The sequence below is a fragment of the Acinetobacter sp. 766875 genome (genome assembly GCF_000582055.1).
Classification (GTDB): Bacteria; Pseudomonadota; Gammaproteobacteria; order Pseudomonadales; family Moraxellaceae; genus Acinetobacter; species Acinetobacter nosocomialis.
In genome coordinates this window covers 22896-42813 of sequence record NZ_JEXX01000028.1, presented here as the reverse complement: position 1 = coordinate 42813, position 19918 = coordinate 22896, and the positions used below count along the sequence as shown (strand labels likewise).

Sequence of the window (19918 nt, the reverse complement as noted above, 5' to 3'; positions counted from 1 at the left end):
GCCTCTTTAAAGAGATGCTGGCTTACCGTTAATATTCAATGAAATATTATATTTATGATCAGCTTGAAATTTAAAATCAGAACTAATATTAAAGTTTCTTGATTTTCCGGAAAGAATATAACCATTTACGGTATTTACTTTAATCGGATAACTTTTGTTTGAAGTAGTATCTACAAGCGTTAAATTATTTAACAGTGCATGGCGATTGCCAATATTATTAATGGAAAGATAAGCACTATTTTGTTCTTGTTGTATTGACCAAGTCAGCTTAGTCATCGCATCTTTATTGACTACAAACACAGGCAATGATAAGCGAAGCAATACATTTACACCTTGAGAAGCTTTTCGGCTATCAATAGGCTTAGGTAATTCATCAATAATAATACGGTAGGTTTTTTCACCAGAAATTGGTTCCGGCTTAATTCTAACTACTCGTAAATTATAAGAATCATTAGGTTTTAATTTTAAAAAAGGTGGGCTAATTGCAATATCATCTGTAGGAATTAATTGATCTTGCCCAGCATTTTGGGTCCATTCAAATATACGTACCTGTAAATCAGCACTTTCATTTGACTGGTTATACAAGCTAATTGAAGATGCAGTCTGATCACTCAATATTTCAACATTTACAGGAGAAAGACGTATTGAGGCAGCATTTAACATACTAGGCAAAAATAATAATAAACTTGTAGCAACAAAGATTTTTTTTCTCATGATTTGCCCAGAATTACTTTTCTCAAATTAAACTTAAGGTAGCTCTTTCAAATAAGAGCTAGCGTCAACAATGAATAGAACTTATTTAAAATTAATAAGTAACAGTCACAGTCACAGTATCAACATAACTACCTGCACTTGGCAAAGTTGAGCCAGCAGGAATACGGCCATACACGTTCACTGTTTGTACTGCGCCAGTACCTGTACCACTATAGGCTGTTGTTGAGATACCGATTGCTGTTGCACGGTTAGTATCAGAGAAAAGGTTATAAGGGATATATTCGTTACTTGTTGCGCCGCCAATCATACGGCGTTGAGTTGTTTGAGCATTTTTGCCTGCATCAAAAGCTAAAGTCCATGGCACAGTATTGTTACATAACACTTTAATAGCTGTACCGCCCGTAGTAGTCGTATCTGCATCTACATTGCTAGCAAGAGAGCTTAAAGTACCAAAATCTAAAACAGCATTAGCAGTGGTACCCGTAGCTGATGTATTCAATACACAACTATTTGTAATTGTTGCTTTAACAGTTAATGTACCTGTAGCCGTTGCAGCATTTGCGGCATTGATAGACATTAACCCCATAGCAATTGCTGTTAAACCGATGAGAGATTTTTTCATGATTGAAAACCTTTTTACATTACGCCAATAAGAATTAATAGATGTAAAAACTAGCCTTCCCCAATCCAATCACTAGCTTTTCTGACTGTTTTTTCAAAGCGTCTTTTTTTTTACTCTACTGTGGGCGCATCATACAAAAAAACAACAAAAATACTGATATTAGTTTCATTTTAAATATCTATTAATAATTCAAAATCCGATGGATTTCTCAATTATGTGTTTTTATATGGTCTATACCACTTTTTGTAGAAATTTCCGGTAATTTTATTCACTTTTTTATTAGTTTTAATAAAAAATCATAAAATTTCATTAGTTAAATTTTACCATCATTTTTTATAGTTTATCATTTATTAAAATTTCCCTTCCACTAGGAGAGCAAAATTTAAGCTTTTGTTTGTTCTATATATTTTAAATGAATAAGAAAATAATATTCTATGAATAAGAATTCTAAGGAAGTGAAAGGTGGTTTAATCACTTTTCCCAAAATTGAGGTAAGAAATGTCATCTAGCTTTAGCAAAAAAGATAAATATGCTTTAAGTATTTCTAAAGACTAAATGAAAAATGAATCCTAAAATTCCCCCTACCATTGCAAAGCCCAGTTGTACATAAGCTTTACCATACCAAGCAAGTCTATTTAATTGATAATTTTCTTCATTTACATTAATCATCCACATATTTTTAATATCCCAACTATGGAATCCTTTTGGTCGTTCTGCAAAAAAATCAAGAATAGGTGTAAATCCTAAAATGAATAAAATGCCCAACAATGGATAGACGATACAACCAGGAAAAATAGGTTTCTTCTTTTGTTCCATGGAATCAAATATTAGGGCAATAATAACTAGTAAAGTTTCAGCTAAAGCTACTTTTTTAAAAGTTTCGAAGTCATAGCCAAGATAGAACATTAAAAACAATAAAAAAATATCAGTAAAAAAAACAGAAAATGTTAAAAATTTCCAGCTCATTTCAAACCCTTACTTGATTTTTTAGAATGCTATATAGTTGTAATAAAATCTATTGAAAATATCCTTTCAATTGACAAATACTATCAAAAAATGTTTAAAAAAACATAAAGCCATTAACTTAAAAGCTAGATTTTTGATCAAACTCATACAAGCAAATTTCAGACTTGATTAAATTTATAAAGTTAAAAAACTGTTTAGATTAATTCCCAGATTTATTTAGATTTTTTTTATTAACTAGCTTTTTAAGTAATAGCAGGCTTATTTAAAAAATCTAAACCATAAAAAACTCTCATATATTTTATAATCAAAGCAATAATTATAAAAGTTCATTATTTATAAAACCAACTTTATCTTAAAATTATTACGCCCCAGCTTATAGAAAATTAAATACACTCTATTCAATTTAATCTTAAATATAATCATTTACTATTGATATATGCTCTTATAGCTAACAATTCCCTACTTGTAGTTTAAGCTGCTTCTTGGCAAGGTATGTGCCAGTAAAACATTAGGAATTTGTTCACATATGGCGAGTCCAGCACAAATCATTCGACATAAATTTCTCAATACATTCTTTTCACGCCATTCACTCTGGTTCTTGTGTATTTTTACGGCACTTAGTATCACATGGTTTAGAACCGTATATACGCCTCATAGTATCTATTATTTTATTTCAGATACTCTACTCAATGGTTTATGGGTCGTTACTGGTGCATTAAGCTTATTGGGTTTATATGACGTCTTACAAAATAGACACTCTATCTTAAGAAATTACCCAATTATGGGTCATTTTCGTTTTTTATTTGAAGATATACGTCCAGAAATTCGCCAATACTTTATTGAAGCCGATCAAGATGCTCTACCTTTTTCGCGTATGCAAAGAAGCTTAGTTTATCAACGTGCAAAAAATGAAAATGCCGATAAACCTTTCGGGTCAATCATAGATGTCTATCAACAAGATTATCGCTTTATTGTTCACTCAATTAGTCCATGCCCACCAGCAGATCCTAAGAGTTTTCGTATTCAAATTGGTAATGCACAATGCCTTCAACCCTATAGTGCATCTATTATGAATATCTCTGCCATGAGCTTTGGTAGTTTAAGTGCAAATGCAATACGTGCATTAAATAAAGGTGCACAGTTGGGTGGGTTTTATCATGACACTGGTGAAGGAAGTCTCAGCCCTTATCATTTAGAAAATGGTGGTGATATTGTCTGGCAAATTGCCAGTGGCTATTTTGGTTGTCGAACTTTAGATGGAAAATTTGACGAACAAAAGTTTGCTAAACAGTCTCAATTGCCACAAATCAAAATGATTGAGTTAAAGCTTTCACAAGGTGCTAAACCCGGGCATGGCGGTATTTTACCTAAGCATAAAATTACTGCTGAAATTGCCGAAATTCGTGGTGTTTCACGTGATCATGACTGTATTTCACCAGCAAAACATTCTAGCTTCTCCACACCAATTGAAATGATGCACTTTTTGCAAAAGTTACGCACTTTATCTGGCGGCAAACCTGTTGGTTTTAAACTATGTATTGGGCAACCTTGGCAGTTTATGAGTATTGTAAAAGCAATGCTTGAAACAAAAATTGTGCCTGATTTTATTGTGGTAGACGGTTCTGAAGGTGGTACTGGTGCAGCACCAATTGAGTTTAGTGACTATATTGGTACTCCCTTACGTGAAGGCTTACGTTTTGTACACAACACGCTTGTAGGTGCTGGACTAAGAGACCAAGTTAAAATTGGTGCAAGCGGTAAAATTATTAGCGCATTTGATATTGCTAGTACTTTTGCATTAGGTGCAGATTGGGTTAACTCAGCACGCGGTTTTATGTTTGCAGTTGGGTGTATTCAAGCGCAAAGTTGTCATACCAACCAATGTCCTGTAGGTGTAGCAACCCAAGATAAAGATCGTCAAAAAGCACTCCATGTACCTACCAAAGCAGAGCGCGTATTTAATTTCCATAAAAATACATTACATGCTTTATCAGAAATGATTGCTGCTGCCGGTTTACGTCATCCTTCAGATATTAAAGCCCATCATTTGGCTCAACGAGTCAATGACCGTGAAATCAAGAACTATGCTCAATTACATTTCTTCTTGAAAGAAGGAGAACTTTTACAATCTGAACTAAAAAATGATGATGATAATTTTTATTATCGTATGTGGAATATGGCTGATGCCAATCATTTTTAATTCATACTAACTTAATAATTTGAGCATCATATTTAAAATGTGATGCTCTCTCATATTTTAAATTTATATGTGATTTTTGCTTTAAATAGCCTCTTCTTTTAGTTTGTATTTAATATATTTTTCACCTACTATAAAAGTATAAATAATATACACGCTTTAATTTTATTAAATAAATATCCTCAAACTGTAATAACAAGAAGGTATTCACTCATGTTTAAAAAAACATTCATTCCCACTTTTATTGCTCTTGCTGTAGGGTTAAGTAGCTATACATCGGCTTGTACACGTGCGGTATATTTAGGCAACAATCAACATATTATTACAGCCCGTTCAATGGACTGGAAAGTTGATACTGGCACAAATTTATGGATTTTACCGAGTGGTGTTGCTCGTGATGGAAGTGCAGGACCAAATTCAATTAAATGGACTTCTAAATATGGCAGCGTTATTGCAACAGGTTATGAAGTCTCTACGACCGACGGAATGAATGAAGCTGGTTTAGTCGCTAATGTCTTATGGTTAGTCGAATCTCAGTATCCAGATGTAAAAAATTCTAATAAACCATTATTAAGTATCGCAGCTTGGGCACAGTATGTACTCGATAATTTCGCCACCGTTGAAGAAGCCGTTAAAGCTCTTGAAAAAGACCCCTATACTATCGTGACAGACAGCGTGCCTGGCGAATCAAGACTCACAACACTCCATCTGTCTATTTCCGATAAAACAGGTGATAGTGCAATCATTGAATATATTGGCGGAAAACAAGTGATTCATCACAGCCGAAGTTATCAAATCATGACTAACTCTCCTACATTTGATAAACAGCTTGCACTTGCTGAATATTGGAAACAAATCGGCGGTACCGTTATGCTTCCTGGTACTAACCGCGCTTCTGACCGTTTTGCACGAGCATCATTTTATATTAATGCAATTCCAAAAAACGACGATATGAAACAAGCTCAGGCTTCTGTATTTAGCGTTATTCGAAATGCCTCTGTTCCATATGGATTAAATACACAAGAAGAGCCTAATATTTCATCGACCCGTTGGAGAACTGTTGCAGACCATAAACAGATGCTTTATTTTTTTGAATCCGCTTTATCCCCCAATGTATTTTGGGTGGACTTGAAGAAAATAAATTTTAAAGATGGTAAAACCCGTAGACTGGATCTCGGTCCCGAGCAGAGCCATATCTATGCTGGAGATGCGACTTCTGATTTTAAAATTGCAAAACCATTTGCTTTTTTAAGCCCAAAAACTCTTTAATAAAGGGTAAAATTTATCACCTATAAGATAAATAATATCTGCTTTCTTGGAATTACATTATGAAAAAAGCCCTATTTTTATTAGGTACTTGTTTACTTACAACAGCTTGTAGCACGACCTCATATAAATCTACTACCACGACAGCAACATCTGAGCTAAAAACAGCGGGTCAGCTCAATTGCCTACCTACAGAACTTTGTCCAAGCTTACTTGTTAAATGGGATGAAAAACAGAAAAACCAAGTCCGTGTAGATGTACATTTAAGCAGTAGTTATAACTTCTATGATATTAATTCATTAGTATTTGATATTGATGGAAAACAATTTAGCTATAACCCAGCTCAAGCCACTGAGAAAACTACTGTTAGCAGATTTGTTCCTAAACACTCGACCACGTACTTTATTATTCCAAGTCAGTTCTTACAGGAATTTAAAAATGCAAAAAACATTAATGTGTTAGTTAAGACTGATAAAGGTATTATTGAGCGAAATATGTATTCACCGCAGAAACAATCTTCAGTGTATAAAAATTTCGTAGAACTTTATCAAAGTTTAAAATAATCATCTGATTTGATTAACTGATGCACTCAATCTATTGACTAGAGTGAGTGCATTATTTTTTTAATAATAAAAATGCTTTGGCTTAGCATGTAAAAAGGCTGGAATTAAACCAGTTAAAGCTGCACGTATATCTGCACGTTCATTAATTAATTGATGAGACCCCTCTTCAAGCATTAACAAGGTTTGAAGTCTAAATTTACGGCGAATAAACTCAATGTTATAGCGCCAGTCTACCGTTTGGTCTAATGCCCCTTGTGCTAACCAAACAGGAATACGACAAGCTGGACGCTCTTCCATTTCTTGCATCCATTTTGACATTGCTAAAATCCAGTCCATCCCCATCATGCGTGGTTGTAATGGATCTTTTAAACGAACAAAACGTAAAAATTCAGGATTATGATTGTTACGTCTAAAGTGTCTTGGTACTTGGCGTTTAATACGACGAATAATGCCCAGTCCCACTGGATTATGCCACCATGCTGTTTTAGCTGGTCGAATTAAAGGTGAAAGTAGCAAAACTCTATCAACAATTGGATCTTGTCTTTTTTCAGCATACTCGAGCAAGTGATGCATCCAGATTGCTCCACCCGTACTTTGGCCGATACCCACCCACGGTTTTGGTAACTGATCTGCATGTTTGACATACTGATAAACCGCCATTAGAACTTGCTGGTAATGATCAAAATTTTGAATACTTGCAGGTGAACCATTACTTAAACCATGACCAGGTAAATCATAAGTAATTACACTGAAGCCTTGTTCAAGAATTTCACGGATAATAGGTTGATAAATCCCGCTATGTTCAAGATAGCCATGCAACAAACATACAGTCCCCTGTACTTTGTCTAATTTAGGCTTAAAAACTTGGACATGCAGACGAAATAAAGGCATTTGAACATAGCCTTGCCAATGGTCACAGTCGAGTAAATGCAAACCGTATAATTTGCGGTATGCTAAAAGTTCACGAGAAGGCTCTTCTAATGTATTTAAATTGAGTGGACTTAAAACTTGTGGAGTGAGATCACGGTTAGGTACCGGTAAATCTAATTGTTTTAATACGGCAGGATTGAGAAATGGAATCTCAGACATTAAGGCACCTCTCGACAATCACTTGAACCAAATAACATGTCACGAATTGTCGCAAGTAATTCATAATTTGCACGACGACTATGATCGTAGTTTTGTATACTCGGTTGCCAACGTGTAAGCGGTGTTGGCATAGGGGCAATAACTGGAATCGTTTCGATACCATTCAGAGCAAATAAACGGCGCGTACGCGGCATATGATATTCATCTGTAACTAACATTACTGTAGGCGCACCGCCTTTCTTTTGAAGCAGTAATGAACTAAAACGAGTATTTTCACAAGTATTCATACTTCTTTGTTCTAATAATTTTGCATCGACACCACGTTTTTTTAACCATGCTTGCATATATGGTGCTTCAACACCACTTAATACAATTGGTAGATGGTTTTGCTTTTCAACTTCTAACGTTTTCTCTAGTCTTAAGCGGGTATAACTATTAACTACAATATCTTTGCCATTTTTATCTAAAGTTAAACCGCCACCTAGTACTACAATAGCATACGGTTCTGTTAACTTTTTAGGTTGAGTTGGCAGAGGATTTTTACGGACATATTCAACTTTTTGCTCAGGCTCACTTACCGCTTTTTGATGTTCAGGTACTACAGGTTTTCTTGCTAAAAACTCGGTATATTGTTCAGTAAGAGCCTTGTTTTCAGAACTGTTAATAAAAAGCGCTTCATCTATAGGGCTACTTGTTTCATCAGCTGCATCAATTTCTGAGTTTTTCGCGACTAATGGAACACTTACAGCTGAAGTTTCTTCCTCTTCTTCCATCTCTTGTTCTTTTTCTTCTAAAAGAATAATTTGCTGCAAAGCTTTATAGTTTTCTTGTATGTAGCCCAAGTCTGCTGTCTTTTTTTCACGTATAGCATCTTCGGTAAGCTTTAAATAAGCCTGACGAGCAATCCATAAGTTTGAACCAGGCTCTAAGTTATCATGTTCACTTAATGCAGCTTTTCGCTGGCTTTCCGCTGCCACTTCATTCACATCTACTGGAACAAAATAGTTAAGTCCAGCTACAATAAGTTTTGAATAAAATGGCGAATATAGAAAAACCACGAAACAGCCCAATAGTACAAATAGCACAGTAACTACTTGTACAAAACGTACCATCAAGTGTACTTTTGGCATAGAACTATTCCGTATGATTTTCAATTAAACCTAAACTGTTATAAAGCACAGGTTCTGGTTCTAACATAACATGGAAACGCTGATCAACATCGTGTTGTACAGCTTGATAAGTTTTCTTTACATCAGCAAGAGATGCATTGGCATAATTCACCAAAACCAAGGCTTGTTTATGAAACATCCCCACCACACCAAGTTGTTTACCTTTCCAACCTGCTTGATCAATTAACCAACCCGCTGCAATTTTAACGTTACCGTTGGCTTGAGGATAATGTGGAATTGTTGAAAATTGTGTGATTAAGCGTTCAAATTCTTGAGCACTTACAATCGGGTTTTTAAAGAAGCTTCCTACATTTGGATATTCTTTTGGATCAGGTAATTTACTTTGACGAATACGGATGACCTGATTTTGTAAATTTTCAGCAGTGAGATTGTCTCCAACGGCTTCCTTTAAATCACCATAATTCAACTTTAAATGAGGTTGCTTGAGTAATTTAAAGGTGACATGCGTGATGATGTAACGCGTCGGATCATCTTTAAAAATGCTATGTCTATAAGAAAAATGACAGTCGGCCGCTAAAATTGATTGTGTCTCTCCAAGTTTACGGTCATAGACCTGTACTGACTCAATAAACTCACCAACTTCAACGCCATAGGCACCAATGTTTTGTACTGGTGAAGCACCCACCAAGCCAGGAATAAGGGCTAAATTTTGTAAACCAAACCAGTTCTGCTGTGTACTATATAAAACAAAATCGTGCCAAACCTGTCCTGCACCTACTTTGACACGAACAAAATTCTGATCTTCTGATAAAACTTGTATACCTTGAATATCAAGGTGAATGACTAACGCATTAATTTGCTGTGGCAGCAACATATTACTACCGCCAGATAAAACAAGTACATTTAGCTCATGCTGTTTAGCAAAATCCAAAGCTTCTTTAATATCTTCAACAGATGTAATCTTAGTATAATGAGAAGCTGTTACATCTAAACTTAAAGTATTGAATGGCTTAAGCTGTACTTGATTTTGAATTTGCATTGTATTGATAAACCTATTCTTAAACTTTCAATTGTTTTTTCAAAACATTAATCCATGCGAGAGTACTCGATTCACATTGGTCAAGTACACGCTCGAAGCCATCATCACCACCATAGTAAGGATCAGGCAAAGCTTGCTTTGGATATTGGGGATCATGTTCACTCATTAATGCGACTTTTGCTCGAATTTGATGGCTACCAAATTGAAAGATAGCGCTTTGTAGCAAATCATGAATATCTTCAAAGTTCTGATGATCCATTGCCAAAATCAAATCAAAATCTAAAAAGTCTTGAGTTGAAAGTTGTCTGGCACGTAAAGATGATAAGTCATAGCCTCTTTTCTTCGCATGCAGTTGGCTACGCTGATCTGGTGCTTTATTTGGATGATAATTGCTCGTTCCAGCTGAATCGACAATGACATTGAGTTGATGTTTATCACAATAATGTCTGAAAACAACTTCAGCCGTGGGAGAACGGCAGATATTTCCTAAACAGACACATAACACCTTATACTGCGTTTCCATTAGAAATTTATTCCAACCACTTGAATTACATATGAATAAGTATTTTGCACGTAAAATCTTGCAAAACCCTGACTAAACTATCAATTGTTGTCAGGTTTGAGTTGACCATTGTGACATGTTGCATTTTGTCAAAACTCAGATGGCTTGAAAAGGAAAATAATGTTTATCAATAGATTAAAAGTTGATAAATCAGTCGATAAAGTAGCTAAACTTGTATTTTTATTTTCATTAGATACGCTAAATATATTTTCAGCAAAACCATACTCAATTATAAAAGCCCTACTCATAGGGCTTTAAATAAATCACTTAGATGCAGTCATTAACTCAATCATTTGTTTTGTTGGACTTAAGCTACCTAATTGCCACTGTTCAGGTGGATATTCATCAATTCTTATCCAAACATGCTCTCGAAAAGCAGGATTACCCTTACCCTCTATTTCTACAAATAAGTCTGTTATCCGTTTAAAAAGTTCGGCCTTACTGTCTTTATCGAGTAAACCTTCTATAGTTTGTATATTTATAAATGGCATAATGCTACCTGAATTAATTCTAGGTCTAAATTATAGACCCATCCTAATTGGAGCTTCCTCTAATGTCAAATCAAATTATTCCAGACCATAAATTTCCCGCAGATGTATGTGGAATCTTTAAAATTACTGAAATAATGAATGACAGATGGACAATCCTCTTGTTAAGAGAAGCTTTCTATGGAGTAACAAAATTTAATGATTTTTTAGTAAATACAGGAATATCAAAACAAATTTTATCTAATCGTCTCAAACATCTTATTGAATTAGAAATATTTGAGTTATCTATTTATAAAGAAATAGGTGTAAGGGAACGTAAAGAATATTTACTTACCAAAAAAGGTAAAAGCCTAAATATTGTTTTGCTTGCTATGCTTGAATCTGGCGGTAATTTTATTGAAGCAGATCGGGATGTCGTTAAAGTTTTTAAGAAAAATTCAGATGATGAACTCAAATTGAAACTTGTTGATTCATCTGACCAAGTTATAGATTTTAATCATTTGGAACTGAAACTAACTCATCGTAGCCATAAGAAATAAATTTTTGTATGTCCCCCTCTTTTATGTTTAAGCCTAAACCAAAGATATTTATAGATAATATAAAAAAAGCCTACTCTTTCAAGTAGGCTTCCCCTTATGACTTTGCGCTGATCATTAAGGTTTATTGTTGTTTAAGGCAACATCTCAATTTTACAGAAATACTTAACAATTAAAACCCTACCAATAGCTAATAATCATTATTTAATGGAAAAACTCTTCAGTAGTTTTTACCTTAGCAAAAGCATTGTTTAAAACTTGGTTATGATGATCAATTATGTGCTGCGCATCTAAAACCGTAGAATCAAATGTTGTATGGGCATCAGAGATTAAAGTTACTTTGTATCCAAACTCTGAAGCAGCTCTAATAGTCGCATCTATACAATATTCCGTTTTCATCCCAGTCACTATGATTTCATCAATATCAAGTTTCTCTAATAGTTCTTTTAAGACAGTATGCTTGAAACTGCTCGGGTAGATTTTCTCAATGACAATATCTTTATCTGGATTGCAAGATAACTCTGTTATCAACTGAGTAGTTAGACTATCGGGATCTAAAGGCGTATCTTTTTCGCCAACATGACGGACAAAAATAATTGGCTTGTTATTGGAACGGTGATAATTAATCAACTTAAGAATATTTGAAAGTACAAATTGATGGTTATATGGCGTCGACTTTGCTTTGAATAGTCCATTTTGCATATCAATGATGAGTAAAACTGATTTTGAGTTATAACTTTGGTCCATAATCTTTCTCTTAAAAAAGCCAATAATGAGCAGAGAAAAATAAACCCAGCCATTATTGGCTGGGTTGGGGTATCTTATTAAGTTGCTCTAATAAAAAATCACACGCAGCCTTTTTTAAAGGTCGTGGTGGTGGTATTGATTTTTTTTGGTAAACAGTTCATGAATTAAACTTGCTCATCATTAAAGCGTATTTAAACATAGCATAATTTTTTCTTAAAACACAAAATTTTGTCTTTTAAGTTATTGATCGTTTTAGTCAAACCTTATTTAATACAGGAAAATTATTTATTTTTGAATAATTTATCAGTCATATTTTTATCAATTTTGCTACGATGCCCATTTTGAAAGTATCGATCGACATGACATAGCTTTGTTTTGGTATCACAAAACACACCATTTGAGAATGTAAATGCTGAAGTATCAAAATCGCCTTGAGAGAAAGCTTTATTCGCTTTATAAGGACCTAAATATTTAGCTGTAAGTTTTTTAGAGACGCCTTTTTTATCCGCACAAATGTATTTATCACAAATGACACCCTTTTGAGGTGAATATACACCAGAGTTAGTTTTCGCCATCGCTGCAGAGCTAAGCATGAAGCAAGTACATCCAATAACACTAAGTAAAGTTTTAGAAATTTTCATTTTTAGAACCAAATAAAATTATAAATTGTTAAGACATTATATAAAATTACTAGCCTGCTCGAAAATCTACACAAGGCCACAAATAACAAAAAGCCCACGGTTCAATGGCCTTTTAAATAACTTGTACACCTGTTAAATATTCCTCTTCGAGCACATACAAACAGTGCTCACCTCATACAACCCTCAACATAATTGCCTCAGAACTACTTTATTTTAAAGCGTCTTATGCTAAGTTACTTAAAGATTGAATAGAACCGTTCAACAATAATTTTCAAGAATAAGGAAATAATGTATATGAGCCATTTTCAATTTCAAACTGTTCCAAATATCATCTCTGGCTTAGGCTCTATACAAGAATTACAGAATGTTTTGTCTTCAAAATCTTACCGTAAGTTATTGCTAGTCACAGATGCTGGTATGGTTAAAAACCAATTACACCGTCCCATCCTGCAAATTTTAGATACCCTCAATATAGAATATGTCATTTATGCAGATGTGCAGGCTGATCCGCCAGAACAAGTCGTTTTAGATGCGGCCAATTATGCAAAACAGCAAAATGTAGATGTCATTATTGGTTTTGGAGGTGGTAGCTCTTTGGATGTGGCAAAAGTAATCGCTTTGCTCTCGCATCCTGATCAAACTCAAAGTTTGCAAGAGATGTATGGCGTAAACCAAGTAACCACCACTCGCCTACCACTTATATTGATTCCTACTACTGCGGGCACAGGTTCAGAAGTAACGCCTATCTCAATTGTAACTACTGGCGAGACAACAAAAATGGGGATTGTTTCCCCAGTACTATATGCTGATACAGCAATTCTTGACGCAACTTTTACTCAAAACCTTCCAGCACATATTACCGCTGCAACTGGTATCGATGCTATGGTCCATGCCATTGAGGCATATACTTCTAAACACAAAAAAAATGTTTATACCGATATTTTAGCCAAACATGCACTGAAATTATTGAACCATAATTTACCGAAAGTTCTTAAAGATGGTAATGATTTAGAATCACGCCAGAACATGCTGTTCGGCTCAATGCTTGCAGGTCAGGCATTTGCTAACTCACCTGTTGCAGCTGTGCATGCTCTAGCTTACCCACTGGGTGGACATTTTCATTTATCGCATGGACATACCAATGCTTTAGTGCTGGTTGAAGTTTTAAAATTTAATGCGCCGAATGCAAAAAAATACTATGCAGAACTTATGCAATGGCTAGATCCATATAGTAATGGCAGCACCGATGGGTTATGTGATCTGTTTATTGACCATATGCAAAATCACTTAGACCGTAGCGGTTTGACTTTAAAACTTAGTGATTTGGGTATTGAAGAGTCTAGCTTACCAAGACTTGCTCAAGATGCCATGTTGCAAACCCGCTTACTACAAAATAATCCACGTGATATGACAGAAGCCGCTGCTTTAGCAATTTATCAGGCGATTTATTAATGACTAAACCCGTTTTAAAAACTCGTGATCAATTTAAATTCTTTTTAGATATTCAAACTCGCTGGGCCGATAATGATATTTACGGTCATGTAAATAATGTGACTTACTATAGCTACTTCGATACGGCTGCCAATGCTTTACTCATCCAGAAAACAGGTTTTGATATTCATGAAGCAAAATCAATTGGTTTAGTCGTCGACTCAGCTTGTAGCTTTTTTCAAGAGTTATCATTTCCAGAAGTTATTCAAGTAGGTGTAGCGATTGGTAAAATTGGTACAACATCTTTACGCTATGAATTGGCAATCTTTAAACAAGGTCAAGACCAAGCGTCAGCTCAAGGACATTTTGTGCATGTGTTTGTTGATCGCGAAACACGCAAGACTGTGCCAATTTCCGAGTCAGTTCGTGAAGTTTTAGATAATTTTTTATTATAAAAAGATGAGCCAAAAAGAAAATAATTTGCTCTTTTTGCCTCGTCTTAACTTACATCATTGCAGGATCACTAAAAGAGTCTTCCCCTGTTTCGACTCGGCCAGCAAAACGTCGGTAAAAATACGGATCACTTTGGCTCATAACTTCAAAATCATACCAATGCCCAACATCAGCCAACGACCAATGTTGCTTAACCACTTGTCCCGCTTTTACGGTCAGTTGTAATGGCGCATCTTGTCGATATGCACAAGGTTTTACCGTCAGTATTGTATCCTTGGTTCCCTCATTCATGAGTTCGACATAAACATCACCATTCGCGATGTCATAGCACACTCGAATTTCAGGTTTAACACCACTATCGATAATACGTTGAGTATCCCCTTTAAAATGACGATGGTAGCCATTTGGACCAAGTACCCATAGGTCATAACGGCCTAAGTTATCTTTTAAAGCATCCCATTCATCATCTAGTGTTTTATTCGGCTCGACAATATACCGCTTTGGAATACGGTCTAAGTTAAGTTTGTCATAAACATGAAAAACCGCTGCTTGCGTACCTGTATTAGAAAAAATTAATTGCACTTTGCCATCAATGCTACAACGTGCACTGGTATGCAACTCATAAGGTAGCGCACGCGACAGACGTATGCCACTTTGCTGAATTGGTAATTTAATGTCAGTTGGTACGGGAACAGCTGGCAAAGCTTCTTGATTTTCCCTTAGCGCATCTGCCTGCACACGGGTTTGCTTACCATTAAGCTGCGGTAAAACATCTGCATTTGGTGTTTTAAAGTTAAATGCACTGGTCAAATCACCACACACTGCACGGCGGTATGGACTGATATTCGGTTCTTTTACACCAAAACGTTTTTCTAAGAACATGAGCACGGACGTATGGTCAAACACTTGCGAGTTTACCCAACCCCCACGGCTCCATGGAGAAATCACATACAAAGGAACACGCGGGCCCGGACCATAAACACGTCCATCAGGTGTAGGCTGAGAATGGCTTCCTTCAGGCGCAGCATGATCAAAATATTCATCCTGCATATCAGCACTACTTAATGTTGATTTACCAGCATATTGTCCATTTGCAAGTCGTGATGGAGCAGATGGTGATGGCATATGGTCAAAGTAACCATCATTTTCATCGAAGTTAATAAGTAGTGCTGTTTTACTCCACACCTCTGGTACAGCAGTTAATGCATCAATAATTTCTTGAATAAACCAAGCTCCTTGAACCGGACTTGAAGGGTCCGGATGTTCACAGTAAATTGATGGCGCATTAATCCAAGAAACTTGAGGTAACTTCCCTTCACGAATGTCTCTTTTAAAAGCGTCAAGATACTCTTCTGGTTTATTGCCCGGTAGCGTATTGGCAATGCCTTTATATAGTGGATTTTTGGCATTATCAGTAGCCGCATCATAGGCTTTATACGGTAGTTTTTGACCCGTATCGGCATACGGTTTATTCGGCTCTCCACCGCTTGAAACGGGATAACCGGATGCAATGTTGGCCTTTCTAAAAGAACGGAACGCACCCAACATATTATCGCCCCATTCATCTGGCATATTTTGATAGCAAATCCAGCTAACACCTGCTTCTTCTAATCTTTCGCCATAAGTTTTCCAAGTGTAACCACGGTCTGCCGTAGCGGGATTACCATCAATCCAGTCCCATTCGTTATTTACAAATGAACGCTTAGTCGGCGTTGCCCCATTGGTACCGGTTAAATGAAAAGATCGGTTCGCATCTGTTCCAGTGTGCATGGAACAATGGTAGGCATCACAAATCGTAAAGGCATTGGCAAGTGCAAACTGATATGGAATTTCTTTTTCTTTAAAATAGCCCATGGATATATCAGTTTTATGGGTTGGCCAGTTCGCCATACGGCCATTGTCCCAAGCCAACTGACTATCATTCCACGTATGCGGCGTACCATCTGCGCGCTGTGCATTATTGGCTGTACCGTCTAAATGAAAAGGCGTTAAAACTTGCCCATTGCGTCTAAGCTGCTCCCAAACCTTACGACCATTTGGCAAAGGAATTGTAAAGCGGTCAGCAAAACCTCGAACGCCTTTTAACGTACCAAAGTAATGATCAAAAGATCGGTTTTCCTGCATCAAAATAATAACGTGCTCAATATCTTGAATGGTGCCCGTTTTATTATTTGCAGGAATTGCTAGAGCCTTTCGAATACTTGATGGGAAAGCCGCCAACGCTGCAGCACCAAAGCCCATATTTAAAGAGTAATTTAAAAATTTACGACGTGTAATCATGATCAAATTCTTTTTATTATTTAAGTTTATGGAGCACAGCGCATGACAGGCTTTTTACCTGTGTCGGGTGTATTCGAATTATCATTTGCCGAGTCGTTACAACCACTCAGTAAGAGTGCACCGATTAGTAAGAAATATGAATATTTAAAGGAAGTTATTCCCGTACATTGCCTTTTCATGACGATATATAGTCCATTTTAAAATCTAAAATGGCTAACATAGAAAAGTACAATGACAGTGGCGTGACCTGAATATTTCAATCCAATGAAAAATATGAAAATTCTATCATTTACATATTTTTCACCAAATCAAAACTCAATTGGAATTAAGGCTTTAATTGAATATTTTGTAACTCACCATCAAAAGTCTCTATAAGGCTTTTAATAACGGGTTGTTGCTGTAATAGCTCTGTCGCTCTATGGAAAGCTTTTTCTTTACGAATGCTTTGCATAACATAAGGTGTAGATGTATGAACTGCACCATATTCAACTGTAAACTGTGTATCTGCCCATTGTTGCTTTAAAGCGTCAATTAGGCCTTGCTGTAATTGGGTTAACATATTTTCATATTCTTGAGGAATATGGAAAATCGTATTGCCTCCAATTTCACCAGTCATCACACCATGTTGAGCAAGTTCTTGAACGGCTGGGGAAAGCTGACTATTTCTAAACCAATATTCCCACTTTTCAAGTGTCCACTCGCCTTCTAAAACTTGAGCAGAAAGCTTCAAAATATCCTGAGGCATCAATTGCGCGTTATCAGTTGCACTAGACTCTTTGATAACTGTAGCAGTTTCAACAACCACTTCGGCTTGCACCAATGTTTGCTGCTCAATAACAGGCTCAGAAACCAAATCATGAGTTACAGGTGCATCTTGATCCAGAGAAAACTCAGTATCAGATGTTTCAAACAAACCTTGCGGCTCAGCAGTAAATGTTGGCTCAGGTTCAGTTTGTTTGGTTTGGATTTCAGCCTGAACATGTACTGCCTTTTGTTCTGGTACCGGAATAAAATCTTCCTCTAGAACACTAATCGTTTCTTGAACAGGTACTGACTCAAGCCCAATCAGCTCATGATGATTTGGGTCAAATACCATTAAATCCTGATTAGACTGTGGTTCAGGTTCAGGTTCAGGTTCAGGTTCAGGTTCAGGTTCAGGTTCAGGTTCAGGTTCAGGTTCAGGTTCAGGTTCAGGTTCAGGTTCAGGTTCAGGTTCAGGTTCAACCATAGCGGGTTGGCTAATAACTTCAACAGGCTGAACAGTACTTACAGGTGTAATCTCCTGAGCAGTTTGCTGAACTTGTTGATTTAGCCCTACCACTGCTTGCTCATTTTGTTGAACAGGCTCTGAAACTAAAATTTCATTTGGTGCTAAAGGACGGAAAGCCAACAAGCGTAAAATGCACATTTCGAAACCTTGCTCTTGCGTTACGGCAAGTTGCAAGTCTGAACGGCCTTTACATGCGATTTGGTAGTAAAGCTGCAAATCTTGAGCAGAAATTAACTTAGAAAGTTGAAGAATTTTGGCATTAATTTCTTCACTATACTTTAAGCCAAGCTCTGGTAAATACTGTAATAAAGCTAACTCATGTAATGTTGAAATGAGCTGATCGAGCACTAACGATACATCTAAGGCTTGATATCTAAATTGGAGTAATAACTGACTCACTTTTTCACGTTGGTTTTGATGAACCGCTAAAATCAAATCATAAATGATCGTACGGTCAATCAAGCCAAGCATTTCTTTCACATCTTGGTGATGTATAGAACCCTGGCCATAAGCTATAGCTTGATCAGTTAAAGATAGCGCATCACGCAGTGAACCCTGAGCAGATTCAGCAATTTGCCAAATTGCATCTTGATCAGCAATAATCTGTTCTTTTTCAAGAATAGCGCCAAGGTGTTTGGTAATTTCATCTACCGCTAAAGGTCTTAAAGTAAATTGTAAACAACGTGAAATAACCGTAATTGGTAGCTTTTGCGGATCAGTCGTTGCAAACAGAAATTTAACGTGTTCTGGTGGTTCTTCTAGTGTTTTTAATAACGCATTAAAAGAATGCGTAGAAAGCATATGTACTTCGTCAATCAGATAAACTTTAAAACGACCTTGCGTTGGCGCATAAGGAACATTATCTAAAAGTTCACGCGTATCTTCTACTTTTGTTCTTGAAGCAGCATCAATTTCGATTAAATCAATAAAACGGCCTTCATTTACCGCCTTGCAGGTTGCACAGACTTCACATGGTGTAGCAGTCACACCTGTTTCACAGTTCAAACACTTGGCTAAAATACGGGCGATTGTAGTTTTACCTACACCACGCGTTCCTGTAAATAAATAAGCATGGTGAAGACGACCGCGTTCCAATGCACTACTTAATGCACGAGAAACATGGTTTTGTCCCACTAACTCATTGAAATTACGTGGACGGTATTTTCTAGCAAGTACTTGATACATGTATGCTCCTTGTTACAGGCATAAGCATACTTTGTTTTTAAAAGAGTGTGAACGCATAAAGCTCATATCCGTACAGATAAACTGCGAACTGACTTCTTTTCCCTACCAAAATCATTTATTCCTCTATGGATGATCATGATGTAACTCCTGATCTGTAACACCCTCATCCATAGTTTGCACCAACCCAACACCATCCTTAATTTCAGCCGAATAATTTCCTTTCTCGGTAAAAATTTGCATGATCGTATAGTGGTCTTTTTGACTTTGGGTAATGGTAAAGAAATTCTGGTTCGGATCGCCTTGGTCAAATCTACCAGTCCATCGAACAATATCCTGATCAACAGGTTCGATCTCTACAATTTTCCCTGTACGGTTAATGCCATATTCCAACATCTGAAATTTAACAGTGTCTCCGACTTTTTTAAGTTCGATCACATTTGGATCATATTTAATGACCATACCTTTAGCATTTTTAAGCAAGGGAAAATTAGCTTTAGAATGCAATTGATCTTTTTCTACTTCATTAAAAACAATTTGTTGCTGAGACAACCTTTCTTTTTCTGACGGACTCAAATTCAGAATATTTTGACTCTCTATCATTTTTGCCCCAGATTGTTGCCGACTTTCTGGAGAGAACGTTAAAGCAGAAGAACTTTGCTGTGAAAAAGCAAACCAGACTAAAACTGCTAACGCCACACAAGCGATAGCAGTTCCTATTAACAACTTATTTTTCTTCATT

Annotated in this window: 20 protein-coding genes; 7 read left to right on the top strand and 13 right to left on the bottom strand. The window is 36.3% G+C overall.

The annotated features are described in order from the left end of the window. Window positions 1-6: 6 nt before the first annotated feature. The 3 genes from J576_RS17515 to J576_RS17505 all read right to left on the bottom strand — a co-directional run bounded on the left by J576_RS17515 (window position 7) and on the right by J576_RS17505 (window position 2302). Entirely contained in the window at window positions 7-714 is a 708-nt protein-coding gene (locus J576_RS17515; protein WP_002052098.1) for a fimbrial biogenesis chaperone, read from the bottom strand. A gap of 91 nt (window positions 715-805) precedes the next feature. Further along, window positions 806-1336 carry a Csu type fimbrial protein gene (locus J576_RS17510; protein WP_002052096.1) on the bottom strand — a complete coding sequence of 177 codons (531 nt, stop codon included), beginning with the start codon at window positions 1334-1336 and terminating at the stop codon, window positions 806-808. Window positions 1337-1870: 534 nt separating this feature from the next. After that, entirely contained in the window at window positions 1871-2302 is a 432-nt protein-coding gene (locus J576_RS17505) for a hypothetical protein (protein ID WP_002052103.1), read from the bottom strand. Window positions 2303-2828: 526 nt separating this feature from the next. Between J576_RS17505 and J576_RS17500 the strand changes: the two genes are divergently transcribed. From J576_RS17500 to J576_RS17490, 3 genes are all read left to right on the top strand, one after another. Beyond that, window positions 2829-4502, top strand: coding sequence for an FMN-binding glutamate synthase family protein (locus tag J576_RS17500; protein WP_002052116.1), 1674 nt, complete (start codon window positions 2829-2831; stop codon window positions 4500-4502). Window positions 4503-4712: 210 nt separating this feature from the next. After that, on the top strand, window positions 4713-5768 hold the full coding sequence (locus J576_RS17495; RefSeq protein WP_002052123.1) for a linear amide C-N hydrolase: 1056 nt from the start codon (window positions 4713-4715) through the stop codon (window positions 5766-5768). A gap of 56 nt (window positions 5769-5824) precedes the next feature. Further along, window positions 5825-6328, top strand: a complete 504-nt coding sequence (locus J576_RS17490; protein ID WP_081400993.1) for a hypothetical protein — start codon at window positions 5825-5827, stop codon at window positions 6326-6328. Between the two features lie 60 nt (window positions 6329-6388). On the opposite strand, the gene J576_RS17485 is transcribed toward J576_RS17490, so the two are convergent. From J576_RS17485 to J576_RS17465, 5 genes are all read right to left on the bottom strand, one after another. After that, window positions 6389-7417, bottom strand: a complete 1029-nt coding sequence (locus J576_RS17485) for an alpha/beta hydrolase (protein WP_002052112.1) — start codon at window positions 7415-7417, stop codon at window positions 6389-6391. Then, window positions 7417-8547, bottom strand: coding sequence for a YdcF family protein (locus J576_RS17480; protein ID WP_002052109.1), 1131 nt, complete (start codon window positions 8545-8547; stop codon window positions 7417-7419). The genes J576_RS17485 and J576_RS17480 overlap by 1 nt, the downstream gene beginning before the upstream one ends. A 4-nt stretch (window positions 8548-8551) precedes the next feature. Next, on the bottom strand, window positions 8552-9586 hold the full coding sequence (gene murB, locus J576_RS17475) for a UDP-N-acetylmuramate dehydrogenase (RefSeq protein WP_002052088.1): 1035 nt from the start codon (window positions 9584-9586) through the stop codon (window positions 8552-8554). A 19-nt stretch (window positions 9587-9605) separates the two neighbouring features. After that, a complete protein-coding gene (locus J576_RS17470) occupies window positions 9606-10109 on the bottom strand; it encodes a low molecular weight protein-tyrosine-phosphatase (protein ID WP_002052119.1) in 504 nt (167 codons plus the stop codon). A 302-nt stretch (window positions 10110-10411) separates the two neighbouring features. Then, the gene (locus tag J576_RS17465) at window positions 10412-10639 is read right to left on the bottom strand and encodes a tautomerase family protein (protein ID WP_002052114.1); all 228 of its coding nucleotides are present in this window, start codon (window positions 10637-10639) and stop codon (window positions 10412-10414) included. 62 nt (window positions 10640-10701) lie between these two features. Between J576_RS17465 and J576_RS17460 the strand changes: the two genes are divergently transcribed. Then, on the top strand, window positions 10702-11175 hold the full coding sequence (locus J576_RS17460; RefSeq protein ID WP_002052120.1) for a winged helix-turn-helix transcriptional regulator: 474 nt from the start codon (window positions 10702-10704) through the stop codon (window positions 11173-11175). 201 nt (window positions 11176-11376) lie between these two features. On the opposite strand, the gene J576_RS17455 is transcribed toward J576_RS17460, so the two are convergent. Together J576_RS17455 and J576_RS17450 are read right to left on the bottom strand one after the other, a co-directional pair. Continuing rightward, window positions 11377-11919, bottom strand: coding sequence for a cysteine hydrolase family protein (locus J576_RS17455; RefSeq protein WP_002052100.1), 543 nt, complete (start codon window positions 11917-11919; stop codon window positions 11377-11379). Window positions 11920-12200: 281 nt separating this feature from the next. Beyond that, window positions 12201-12560 (bottom strand): YcgJ family protein, encoded by a 360-nt coding sequence (locus J576_RS17450; protein WP_002049049.1) that lies wholly within the window; start codon window positions 12558-12560, stop codon window positions 12201-12203. Window positions 12561-12854: 294 nt separating this feature from the next. Between J576_RS17450 and J576_RS17445 the strand changes: the two genes are divergently transcribed. Further along, a complete protein-coding gene (locus J576_RS17445; RefSeq protein WP_002053664.1) occupies window positions 12855-14012 on the top strand; it encodes an iron-containing alcohol dehydrogenase in 1158 nt (385 codons plus the stop codon). After that, window positions 14012-14446 (top strand): acyl-CoA thioesterase, encoded by a 435-nt coding sequence (locus tag J576_RS17440; protein WP_002053618.1) that lies wholly within the window; start codon window positions 14012-14014, stop codon window positions 14444-14446. The genes J576_RS17445 and J576_RS17440 overlap by 1 nt, the downstream gene beginning before the upstream one ends. A gap of 49 nt (window positions 14447-14495) precedes the next feature. On the opposite strand, the gene J576_RS17435 is transcribed toward J576_RS17440, so the two are convergent. Beyond that, a complete protein-coding gene (locus J576_RS17435) occupies window positions 14496-16724 on the bottom strand; it encodes a phosphocholine-specific phospholipase C (RefSeq protein ID WP_033855705.1) in 2229 nt (742 codons plus the stop codon). A 42-nt stretch (window positions 16725-16766) separates the two neighbouring features. Here J576_RS17435 and J576_RS20245 point away from each other — a divergent pair, with 42 nt between their 5' ends. Continuing rightward, window positions 16767-16925, top strand: coding sequence for a hypothetical protein (locus J576_RS20245; RefSeq protein ID WP_002053611.1), 159 nt, complete (start codon window positions 16767-16769; stop codon window positions 16923-16925). A gap of 124 nt (window positions 16926-17049) precedes the next feature. On the opposite strand, the gene J576_RS17430 is transcribed toward J576_RS20245, so the two are convergent. Further along, window positions 17050-19179, bottom strand: a complete 2130-nt coding sequence (locus J576_RS17430) for a DNA polymerase III subunit gamma/tau (protein WP_033855704.1) — start codon at window positions 19177-19179, stop codon at window positions 17050-17052. Between the two features lie 123 nt (window positions 19180-19302). After that, window positions 19303-19917, bottom strand: a complete 615-nt coding sequence (cpaB, locus tag J576_RS17425) for a metalloprotease secretion chaperone CpaB (RefSeq protein WP_002053612.1) — start codon at window positions 19915-19917, stop codon at window positions 19303-19305. Window position 19918 lies beyond the last annotated feature (1 nt).